Genomic DNA, 11,422 nt, shown 5'->3' on the forward strand with positions numbered 1-11,422 from the left:
AACTGCGTTCTTCCGCAACAGCGAGTACATAACGAATTTGTCGTAACTCCATATAGACCTCCCGATAGGCAAAAACTATCCTTCTTATAATTATTATATCTTTGAACTATTCTCTTTGCCATGATACAACCTTGTTAAGAGTTTTTGAACGAAGGAGGAAAACAAAATGACAGCCCGTACGATGTTTGAAAAGATTTGGGACAATCACGTTATTCACGAAGAGGCAGGCAAGCCGAGCCTTTTGTATATCGACCTGCACTTGGTTCACGAGGTGACTTCGCCGCAAGCCTTCGAAGGACTCCGCTTGGCTGGACGCAAAGTACGCCGTCCAGAGCTAACCTTCGCAACCATGGACCACAACGTACCGACTGCTGACCGTTTTAATGTCAAAGACCCGATTTCCCGTCAACAAATGGAAACCTTGACGGCGAACTGTGAGGAGTTCGGGATTACACTTGCCGATCTGAACAGTCCGGATCAAGGGATCGTCCACGTCATTGGTCCTGAGCTCGGGCTCACGCATCCAGGCAAAACAATCGTCTGCGGCGACAGCCACACCTCCACTCACGGAGCGTTCGGTGCCCTTGCCTTCGGTATTGGTACCAGTGAGGTGGAGCATGTGCTCGCAACGCAATGCCTGCAGCAATCCAAACCAAAAACGATGGAAGTACGCGTAAACGGCGACCTGCCATTTGGTGTAAGTGCAAAAGATTTAATTTTGGCGATTATCGCAAAATACGGAACTGACTTTGCAACTGGCTACGTCGTAGAATACACAGGCGCTGCGATTCGTAACCTGACCATGGAAGAACGCATGACTGTGTGCAACATGACGATTGAAGGTGGCGCTCGTGCCGGCTTAATCGCTCCTGACCAGACTACGTTTGACTACTTGAAAGGCAAGCGCTATGTTCCGCAAGGGGAAGATTTCCTTGCAGCTGTTGAGGCTTGGAAAGAGCTGTGCACGGACGAAGGCGCTGTGTTTGATGCCTGTGTAGAAATCGATGCAGCCGAGATCGCACCGCAAGTGACGTGGGGAACGAGCCCTGGTATGGGGACGAACATTACAAGCACCGTTCCAAGCCCTGAGTCATTCGAGACAGCCGCACAGCGCAAAGCGGCACAAGATGCTCTGGCGTACATGGACCTTGCACCTGGCACCCCTATGAACGAAATCAAAATCGATCGCGTCTTTATCGGCTCCTGTACAAACGGTCGGATCGAGGACTTGCGCAAAGCGGCCGAAGTGGCAAAAGGACGCAAGGTCTCCCCTTCCGTACACGCGATGGTCGTTCCTGGCTCTCAAGCAGTTAAGCAACTTGCTGAGCAAGAAGGCTTGCACCTCATTTTCCAAGAGGCTGGCTTTGACTGGCGCGAATCTGGTTGCTCCATGTGTCTGGCCATGAACCCGGATATCCTGTCCGAGGGTGAGCGTTGTGCTTCTACCTCAAACCGGAACTTCGAAGGACGCCAAGGACGCGGCGGACGGACACATCTGGTCAGCCCGGAAATGGCAGCGGCAGCAGCTATCGCAGGACACTTCGTAGATGTTCGTGAATGGAAAAGCGAGAACGCTAGCAAGGAGGTCTTCCAATGAATCCATTTGTCATCCACACCGGAGTGGTAGCCCCACTCGATCGTGTAAACGTAGATACGGACGCTATTATCCCTAAACAGTTCTTGAAGCGCATTGAGCGCAGCGGTTTTGGCCAATTTCTGTTCTACGAATGGCGCTTTACTGTCGATGGTGCGCCAATCGATTCGTTTATTCTGAATACACCTGCGTACAAGGACTCCACTGTCCTTCTTGCCCGCAACAATTTTGGCTGCGGCTCCTCTCGTGAGCATGCGCCATGGGCACTCCTTGATTATGGCTTCCGCTGTGTAATTGCTCCATCCTTTGCGGACATTTTTTACAATAACTGCTTTAAAAACGGTATCCTGCCGATCAAGTTGAGCGAAGAACAAGTCGATGAGCTGTTCAATCGTGCTCAAAACAAGCCGAACTACCAACTGACCATCGACTTGCAGGAACAAGTCGTTCGTGACAGTGAGGGTCTCTCCTACCCGTTCGAGGTTGACTCGTATCGTCGTTACTGCCTACTGAATGGCCTCGACGATATTGGAATTACGTTGCAGTATGAGGATAAGATCGCTGCCTACGAGGCAAGTCGTTAGGTTTTCATCCATAGCGCAGCGCATAGAAAAAGCGAAGGCATCCGCTAATGTGAGCCTTCGCTTTTTTCATGTTTTCCTATAGAAGAATATACATGTGGCTCTCATCAAAGTATTGATCGCCATTTTTCAGTGCACGCTTTTCTAAACCATATGGAAGAAAACCCATTTTCTCATAGAGACGAATGGCAGCCGGATTGGTCGTCACGACAGCAAGCTGTACAGTGTCGATATCTCCCCGCTCCTTTAAGTAGGCTAGCTCTGCCTGCATGAGCGCTTGTGCGACACCTGTCCCGCGATACACTTCACGAACGTACATGGAGACGATAGAAGCTTTGTGTCTCGCTTTCTGCCCTCTGTGGCGGAAAAAACCGATGATACCAGCCAGCTCTCCTTCCACAAATGCTCCAAAATAGCCGCTATCACCTGACTCCCCTTGAGAAAGTCTTTGCCGCCACTCTTCCATTGATACCTGCATTGTCTCTTCATAGGTAGAGCCGAATGCGTCTGGGTCTGTTTGCAGCCCTTCCAGTCTAATCTTTACCAACTCTTCTGCATCGTCTGGTCCCAAAAATCTAACTTCCATGCTAGGCTGCACCTCTCCTATTTTTGATTTCCACTTATCTTAGTCAAGAGTTGCTCGAAAGTAAAGAACTATCTAAAAAAAGCGCCAGGAGCATCTCCCTAGCGCTTGAACCTCATCCTATGCAGTTCCCGTCTGGTTTGGATTGCTTTGTCCAAATAATTGCAGCGCTTGCTCCCGTAGCTTGAACTTTTGTATTTTACCGGAAGCCGTCATCGGATATTCGTCTACAAACTGTATGTAGCGTGGGATTTTGTAATGAGCAATCTTCCCTTCGCAATAGTCCCGCACCTCATCCTCGGACAACGTCTCGTTAGGCTTTACCCGAATGCACGCTAATACCTGCTCGCCGTATTTGGCATCAGGTACACCTACAATCTGTACGTCCAACACTTTTGGATGCGTATAGAGGAATTCTTCCACTTCACGTGGATATATATTTTCCCCTCCGCGAATGATCATGTCTTTCAGCCTGCCCGTAATCCGATAGTAGCCTTCTTCATCGACGGTTGCCAAGTCTCCGGTATGTAGCCAGCCTTCGTGATCAATCGCTTTCACTGTCTCCTCCGGCATGTTGTAATAGCCTTTCATGACCAAATATCCTCGCGTGCACAGCTCGCCTTGCACCCCTGGCGGCAAAATGTCACCTGTCGCCGGATCGATAATTTTTGCTTCTACCTCCGCATGCAGACGACCGACAGTGGATACTTTTCGCTCGAGTGAGTCCTCTGGTACAGTCTGTGTGATGACGGGAGATGCTTCGGTTTGTCCGTACGCAATTGTAATGTCACGGATCCCCATTTGATCGACGACCTTTTTCATGACCTCAATCGGACATAAAGACCCAGCCATAATGCCTGTACGAAGCGAGCTGAGGTCACGTTCGGCAAACGTCGGGTGGTTCAATTCGGCAATAAACATCGTGGGTACACCGTATAGTGCTGTGCAGCGTTCTGCCTCCACAACCGCAAGTACCACGCCAGGATCAAAGGCGATGACAGGAACCATCGTCGCACCTGTCGCCACACATGCCAAGGTCCCCATCACACAGCCAAAGCAGTGGAAAAACGGAACCGGAATACACACCTTATCCTCTAACCCGAGCCGCTGACATTCCGCTACCTTGATCGCATTGTTGACGATATTGACATGTGACAGCATGACTCCTTTAGGAAAGCCAGTCGTGCCAGATGTGTACTGCATATTGATGACATCATCAGGTAGGAGCGTCGCCTGACGCGCGATCCGCTCTTCTTCCGTGACCAATGCGGCACGTTCGAGCAAATCACTCCACAAAAACATTCCGGGCTGTCGCTCATTCCCTAGATAAATGACATTTTTTAAATGCGGAAGCCTTTTGGATTGCAGCGCTCCAGGTTCACATGTCTGTAACTCCGGGCAAATCTCTTGAATCATGGCGAGATAATTCGCATCGCGATAGGAATCTATTAAGAGAAGCGTCGTCGACTCTGATTGACGCAGCAAATACTCCAGTTCATGTACCCGGTAGCTCGTATTGACTGTTACCAGTACACCGCCCATTTTCGCTGTGGCAAATTGCGAGATCACCCATTCTGGCACATTGGTTGCCCAAATCGCGATATTTTCCCCTTTTTGAATGCCAAGGGACATAAATCCTCGCGCTGCTTGATTGCATATCGCTTGAAATTCCCCAAACGTATAGCGAAGCCCTCGTTCGTGATAAACCAGCGCTTCCTTTTCCTGATACTTACTGGCTGTGTCGTCTAACATGTTGCCGATTGTGGTCATATGAATCATACAAGCACCCCCAAAACATTCAGACTATTCTGTAGGATTCTTCTTTTCCGCCACAATCCCTTCTTTTTCCGTTATCGTTCTTCCCTCCCTTCCTCCCAAAAAGAAAAGCGTCCCTTTTGCGGAACGCGTTCTGTTTTACTTCACAACGATTTTTTTCGTAGTCTCTACCTTGTATGGCAGATGATTGCTGTAGTTGAGCTCTACGCGAATTTCATGCTCTCCCTTGGGCAACTTTTTCAGCAAAAACTCTGGTTGATAAATCATCCCTTTTGGTTCGCCATTCAGGTATAAATGTGCGTGTCCCTCTCCAAAGACTGGGGCTTCGGCCAATTCGCCACTGTCCTGGACAAACGTGAAGTTCTCAGTCAGCAAGGATACTTCTGCCGTCGTCCCATCCACCTTGACCTCCATGTTCAGCGCCGGCTTTTCTGACCCTGCTGGCTGATTCACGGGAGCCGTCGTTGTAACAGAAGCAGTTGGATCTGATGGTCGATAAGAGTCCGAGACGCTCAGGGGGTCTTTGACCAAAAGTACGATTCCCGCTACCAGTGCTACAAGAAAGACAATTCCGCCCAAAATGAGATTGCGCATACTGATAATAAAGACCTTCATGTCTCTACTCTCCCTTTCGCAAGTGCTTGTCACTTATTTGTACATGCATATGCGAGAGTGAAGAGAGTTAGAAGCAAAAACTTTTTTGAGCAACCTCTAGTAATTAGCGGTAGTTAATAAATTGCACTTCCAATGGCAGATCAGCCTTGCGAATCGCGTTGATGATTTGCTGCAATTCGTCTTTGCTTTTTCCTGTCACGCGAATTTGATCGTCTTGAACCTGTGTTTTCACTTTGAGCCCTGTATCTTTGATGATGCTGTTGATCTTTTTTGCATTGTCTTTGTCGATCCCCTGCACCAGCTTGACACGCTGACGGACAGTGCCGCCCGCTGCTGGTTCAATTTTGCCGTAGTCGAGGTTTTTGATCGGGACATCGCGTTTGACGAGCTTGCCAAGCAAAATGTCTTTTACCTGACTGAGCTTGAAGTCGTCATCGGAGACGAGGACCAGCTCTTCCTTTTCCAAGGAGATGTTGCTCTTGCTGCCTTTGAAGTCAAAGCGATTTTCTATTTCCTTTAATGCGGTTTGGATCGCATTGTTCACTTCGGACAATTCTACCTTGGACACGATATCAAATGAGCTCTCTTTACTCAAAGAAATTCTCCTCTCTACTATTAGATCGCGCGGATCAAGCCACCGTCGACGAGGAAGGATTGACCTGTCACGTAGCTATTTGCTGGTGATGCCAAGAACGTCACCATGCGAGCAAACTCGTCGGGCTGACCGTATCTGCCCAATGGGATTTGCTTCTCCCAATTTTCCCTAACTTCATCAGCACTGATGCTCTTCGCCTCAGCCGTAAGCCCATCCAGTTGTGCCACCCGATCCGTCGCAATTCTGCCAGGTCCAATGGTGTTAATCAGAATCCCATCTGGTCCGAGTTCTGAAGAAAGCGTCTTGGAAAGGCCTAATACCCCTGTACGAAACGTATTGGAGAGGAGCAAATTCTCAATCGGCTGTTTAAAGGATGAGGAAGCGAAGTTGATGATTCTGCCAAACTGGTTCGCTCGCATATGCGGCAAAACAGCACGAATCGCACGAACATAGCTGAGCAAATTTAGCTGGAAGGCTTGCATCCACTGCTCGTCGGTGAGCTGATCGAATCTGCCTGTTGCAGGTCCACCTGAATTGTTAATTAATATATCGACGCTGCCAAAATGCTTGACAGTTTCTTCGACAACCCGCTTGATATCTTCTTCCTTTGTCACATCCACTGTTACGGCAAGGGGTGATTTTCCAGTAGCCTGTTCAATCTCAGCACGAACGATTTCCAGAGCAGCTTCATCTCTACCGCATATCGTGACATTGGCTCCTTCTTGGGCGAGGCACTCCGCTGTTGCCTTCCCCAATCCTTTTGAGGAGGCGAGTACCAGAGCCGTTTTTCCTTGCAAAAACAGATCCATATGCATGCTCCTTTCATAGTTCACTTGTTTTGTATCTTAATCTCTTTATTCTACAGAACTTTCAGATGAAGGAAAAGCAAAAGAGAAGGGGTACAGCACATACTCCCCTTCTCTTGCGAATTACTATACCTCTGTCGGAGGTACGTTTTTGTCTTTGTTTTGTTTTGCCTCTCGTTTTGCTTCGCGCTTCGCTTGACGAGCCGCTTTGCGCGCCAGTCTTTTTTCCTTCGCCCCCTCAAACAGGGAGTACAGGACAGGAACGAGCACCAGCGTAACAATGGTGTGGAAGATCAAACCAGCGATTACGGCAGTTGCGAGCGGCGCTTCCAAATCAGAGCCTTCCGCCATCGCAAGTCCCATCGGCAGCATCCCGAGAATCGCCGTCAGCTTCGTCATGATAACAGGACGAATCCGTTCTTTGGTTCCTTGGATAATGGCTTCGGCTGTATCCATTCCTCGCTTGCGGAGTAAGTTGATCCGGTCGATCAGGAGAATCGCATTGGAAACGACGATACCGACCAGCATAATAATCCCAATCATCGCCATTTCACCGAATGTCCGTTGTGTAAGGACGAATCCTAACACGACACCGACCAGTGCCATTGGAATAGTCAGCATGATGATGAACGGCTGGGAAAGACGTCCGAACTGAGCAACCATGACGACATAGATCAATGCAAGCACACCGACGAATACTAAGATCGCTTGTGTCATATTCGTGCTTTGCTCTTTCAATTTTCCGGCGATCTCTACTTTGTAGCCCGCTGGAATCACTACACCTGGGAGCTTCTCTCCGATCTCACGACCAACTCCAGCCAAATCGCCACCTTGAAGCTCAGCGGAAACGGTGATGATCCGCTCGCCTTTTTTGTGCTGAATCGTAACTGGAGATTTGCTATAGGTCATCTCTACCAAGTCAACCAAAGGCACTGCTGCACCATTTTTCGCGCTCACCATGACGTTTTTGAGTTGATCCGGGTGCTTCAGCCAGTTATCAGGCATTTTAGCAACTACGTTCACTTCGATTCCGTCCTGCGTGATAGAAGTAATTTGTTGGCTGCCAATCAGCACGCTCAATTGTTGTAACAACGAACGATGATCTACATTCAGCCTTGCAAGAGCTTCTTCTTTTGGCAATAACGTGACCTTTTCCTTGCCTTCTTTAAAGTCGTTGCGAATGTTGCCGACACCGGAGATGGTAGAAAGCATCCCTTCCAGATCGGTAGCGATCTTGCTCATCTGCTCCATGTCATCGCCGAAGATTTCCAATTGGATCGGCGCGCTGCCACCCTGTTGTCCGAAAGACATAGAGACCGATTCAATTCCTGGCAGCCCATTCAAAATATTGTTGATATCTTCATTCAAAGCTTCCTTATCCCTTGTTCTTTCTGTTTTCGGAATCAAGGAAATGAATAACTCTGCACTTTCCTTGGAAGCAAAGAAGAATACATCTTTAATTTCGGGGATTTTCCGCAGAGCATCTTCCCCGGCTACAGCTGCTTTTTGTGTTTTTTCCAGTGTAGACCCGATCGGCATTTCAATATTGGCAAAAATGATATTTTCATTTGGATTGATCCCTTGGCCAGTTTTCATCATTGGCGTAAGGAATACTGATCCGACTAGCATCAAAATCGCCAGTAAAATCGTTTTGACGCGATGTCTAATCGCAATTTGCAAAAGTCCGCTGAATGCACGGATGATAAAGTGTTCTTTCCCTTCACCTTCTAGCGAAACATGCTTATCCTTTTGCAAGAAGCGATTGGAGAATACGGGAACAAAGAAGAATGCTGCGATTGTTGAGGCGATAATGGCTGCAGATACAGTAAACGCGATCGTTCCCAAAATCGGTTTGAGCCAGTCTTCAAAATCTGCAAGGACGAGCGGCAAGAAAACGATAATAATCGTAAGCTGCGAAGTAAACACAGGCGTCAATACTTCTCTCGTTCCTTTTACAATCGCCTGTTTGAGCTCCTCGCCTTTCTCTCGATAGTGATAAATGCTCTCCAGCACCACAATCGCGGCGTCAACGATCAATCCGACGGATAAGCTCAAGGACAACAAGCTGATCATGTCAATGTTGTACCCGCCGATTTTCATCGCAATAAATGTCATAAAAGCAGAGAGTGGCAGCGTCGTTGCAATGACGAGAGTAACCCTCCAGTTGCGAAGGAATACGAACAGGATGATAATTGCAAGCGCTCCACCGATCATCACATCACGACTGAGGTTGGAAACCGCATGCTTAATGAAGGAAGCTCCTTCAAACATTACTTTGATGGTATATTTGCCATTCGCTTCTGCATTTAATTCGCGAACAACCTCTTCTACCTTCGCTTGCGTGGTGATCAAATCATAACCATCCGATCGTGTAACGCTCAAATTAACAAAAACGGAGCTGTTCGTAAGCGCTACTTGATCTTTCACTTTTCCACGCAAGTCTTCAATGTCTGCGAGCTGATCGAGGGAAACCGCTCCCTTCGGCGTATCGATCGACAGCGATCTCATTTCCTCCGCATTTTGGTACGAATTGTCGATCATGACTACTGTGTCAAAACCTGTGTTCTCCAGCGTCCCAATCCCTTGTTTCCAGTTCGTATCCTGCAGTTGCGAGATGACTGCCGCAGGATTGGTTTGATACGCATTCAGTCGATCAGGCAACAGGGAAATGGCAATTTTATTTTCGAAGCTTCGGTCAGAAACCGATACTTCCTTGACACCCTCAATTTCCTCAATGCGGTCCTTGATCGATGTTTTGGCCAGACTCAGCATCGTTTTCGGATCAGCACCTACGAGGGCATAGTCAATCATCTGTTCGCCACCAAAGCTGCTCTGGTTAACTTCTACGGAATCAATGGCTTTCGGAAAACTGTTGCGGAGGCGGTTGACGGCATTTTGTACGTCTTGCTTGACTTGATCGCCTTTTCCTTCATTTGCAGAAATATTGATGCTAACGTAGCCAGCACTCGTTGAAGAAGAATATTTTTTAATATCATTAATCGATTTTAGCTCTTGTTCTACTTTTTTCGTTATTTTCTCTTCCATCTCTTCAGGAGGAAGTGACCCACCCGAGATCCGAACAAAAATGTCCGGGAAGTTCGTCTTCGGTACTAATTCAATATTAAAGCTGAACAAGGACCCCAGTCCGGCAAGGATGAGCAAAAAAGTAAACAAATAGACAATCAGTTGTCTCTTAAGCAAAAAGAGAATCATCTTGTTCATGCAACTATTCTCCCTTCGCCTCTACTTTTTGCCCTTCGACGTAGAATGTAATTCCACTGCGCAGGAGCTGGTCGCCTTCTTTCACTCCAGATACGATTTCGATGGAGTCTCCGACCATTTGACCGGTCTTCACTGGTTTTCTTACAGTCAGGCCATTCTCTACTGCCATCACGTAATGGTCGGTTTGACTCACGCCGACACTTTCCAGCGGCACGAGGAAGCCATTCACTTGGCGCGGTACCTCAATCGTAGCTGCCATTCCTCCACGCCAGTAACCATCTGCATTCGGAATCGTGATCTCGACGCGGTACTTCCCTGTATCCTTGTTCACTACGGGAGATATAAATGCAATGGTTCCTTCACTTTTCTTACCATCGTCCGACAAAGCCTGCACTTTCGTTTTCTCACGGAATTGACCGATCAAGTCATTGGAGACATCCAAGGTTACTTTTACATCAGACAAGTCAACAATACGAATAATTTCTTGACCTGGAGAAGCCTGCTCTCCGATTTGCAGCCTTACATCGACGACTGTTCCCGCAAATGGCGCCTGAATTTTCGCATCATCCAAGCTCTTCTTCGCACGGTCTACACCACCTGCAGCAGCTTTGATCGATGCGTTGGCAACCATGACATCTTCTGGTTCTGCTCCTTTTTGCAGCTCATTCAGAGACAGCTGAGCGTCACGCAGTGTAATCTCTGCTTGCGTAACGGCCCGTTTACTCGCATTTATTTCGTTTTGCGAAATGGCTCCACCAGCAAACAGCTTCTCACTTGTTGCGAGATCCTGCTTTGCTTTTTCCAGACTGTCTTGCGCGCTTTTTACCTGCAAACGCTTCTGCTCAATCGCTTCTGCTGTCGCTCCCTTTAACGTCTTGATTTTACGCGCTGCTGCTTCCTCCACCTGCCCCTGTGCTGCTGCAATCTCTTTTTGGGTGTAGCGCGTATCCAATGTGGCCAATAGCTGACCTTGCGCGATTTTTGCTCCTTTGGTGGCGGAGATCGCTGAGATTGTTCCACCTGTACCAAACGACAGCACCGCGTCCCTCTTGGCTTCCACCATCCCTGTAACTGCGAGCATCACTGGCTTTGTTGCCTTTTGTACCTTCACTACCTCTACTACCTTCGCTTTTGCCTCTGTCTGCTGTGGTGCCTCTGGTGCTGGTGCTGAACAACCAGCAGCGACTAACATTACCGAAGCCAGAATAATCGATGCCCGTTTTTTCACAAGAATTCCTCCAAATTTTCACAATCATTCCTCATGGCGTAATTGTGCCAGTTTTTACCTCTGCTGCAAAACAGTCAGCGGGTGGAAATTCATATCCGCCCCGAGACGGAGAACAGTACCTAACAGCGCATAAATAGATACGCGAGAGGACTGGGAAAGTTACCTTTTATTGGACAATCTTGAAGAGAAATTTACAAAAAAAAGCAGCCAAGTCCTAGACTTGAACTGCCTTTTGAATTCGGTCTATGTTATTGTTCGACCAACTGTTCCAGTTCTTCGAGCAATTCCTTGAACACACTCAATGCTTCCGCAATCGGTGTTGGCGACGTCATGTCTACGCCTGCGCCCTTGAGCAGATTGAGCGGATAATCTGAGCTGCCGCCCTTGAGGAACTGCAAATAACGATCCACAGCTGGCTGACC

At 48.1% G+C, this 11,422-nt stretch carries 9 protein-coding genes; 2 read left to right on the top strand and 7 right to left on the bottom strand.

The genetic code is table 11. From position 1 onward, the window contains the following. Positions 1-166: 166 nt before the first annotated feature. Together leuC and leuD are read left to right on the top strand one after the other, a co-directional pair. Positions 167-1,597: a 3-isopropylmalate dehydratase large subunit gene (gene leuC / locus C7R94_RS28815; RefSeq protein WP_106785944.1), complete on the top strand. Its 1,431-nt coding sequence runs from the start codon at positions 167-169 to the stop codon at positions 1,595-1,597. Further along, positions 1,594-2,178 carry a 3-isopropylmalate dehydratase small subunit gene (gene leuD / locus C7R94_RS28820; RefSeq protein ID WP_106785945.1) on the top strand — a complete coding sequence of 195 codons (585 nt, stop codon included), beginning with the start codon at positions 1,594-1,596 and terminating at the stop codon, positions 2,176-2,178. The genes leuC and leuD overlap by 4 nt, the downstream gene beginning before the upstream one ends. A gap of 76 nt (positions 2,179-2,254) precedes the next feature. On the opposite strand, the gene C7R94_RS28825 is transcribed toward leuD, so the two are convergent. From C7R94_RS28825 to C7R94_RS28855, 7 genes are all read right to left on the bottom strand, one after another. Beyond that, entirely contained in the window at positions 2,255-2,761 is a 507-nt protein-coding gene (locus tag C7R94_RS28825; RefSeq protein WP_106785946.1) for a GNAT family N-acetyltransferase, read from the bottom strand. Positions 2,762-2,878: 117 nt separating this feature from the next. Then, positions 2,879-4,537 (bottom strand): AMP-binding protein, encoded by a 1,659-nt coding sequence (locus tag C7R94_RS28830; protein WP_047069046.1) that lies wholly within the window; start codon positions 4,535-4,537, stop codon positions 2,879-2,881. A 135-nt stretch (positions 4,538-4,672) separates the two neighbouring features. Beyond that, positions 4,673-5,149 carry a hypothetical protein gene (locus C7R94_RS28835; protein WP_047069045.1) on the bottom strand — a complete coding sequence of 159 codons (477 nt, stop codon included), beginning with the start codon at positions 5,147-5,149 and terminating at the stop codon, positions 4,673-4,675. A 103-nt stretch (positions 5,150-5,252) separates the two neighbouring features. Beyond that, the gene (locus tag C7R94_RS28840) at positions 5,253-5,744 is read right to left on the bottom strand and encodes a YajQ family cyclic di-GMP-binding protein (protein WP_106785947.1); all 492 of its coding nucleotides are present in this window, start codon (positions 5,742-5,744) and stop codon (positions 5,253-5,255) included. Positions 5,745-5,764: 20 nt separating this feature from the next. Then, entirely contained in the window at positions 5,765-6,553 is a 789-nt protein-coding gene (locus C7R94_RS28845) for an SDR family oxidoreductase (protein ID WP_106785948.1), read from the bottom strand. A gap of 123 nt (positions 6,554-6,676) precedes the next feature. Beyond that, a complete protein-coding gene (locus C7R94_RS28850; RefSeq protein ID WP_106785949.1) occupies positions 6,677-9,772 on the bottom strand; it encodes an efflux RND transporter permease subunit in 3,096 nt (1,031 codons plus the stop codon). A gap of 4 nt (positions 9,773-9,776) precedes the next feature. After that, a complete protein-coding gene (locus C7R94_RS28855) occupies positions 9,777-11,000 on the bottom strand; it encodes an efflux RND transporter periplasmic adaptor subunit (RefSeq protein WP_106785950.1) in 1,224 nt (407 codons plus the stop codon). Positions 11,001-11,422: the final 422 nt, after the last annotated feature.

Origin of the sequence: Brevibacillus sp. NRRL NRS-603 (genome assembly GCF_003013445.1) — a bacterium.
GTDB classification, from domain to species: Bacteria; Bacillota; Bacilli; order Brevibacillales; family Brevibacillaceae; genus Brevibacillus; species Brevibacillus formosus.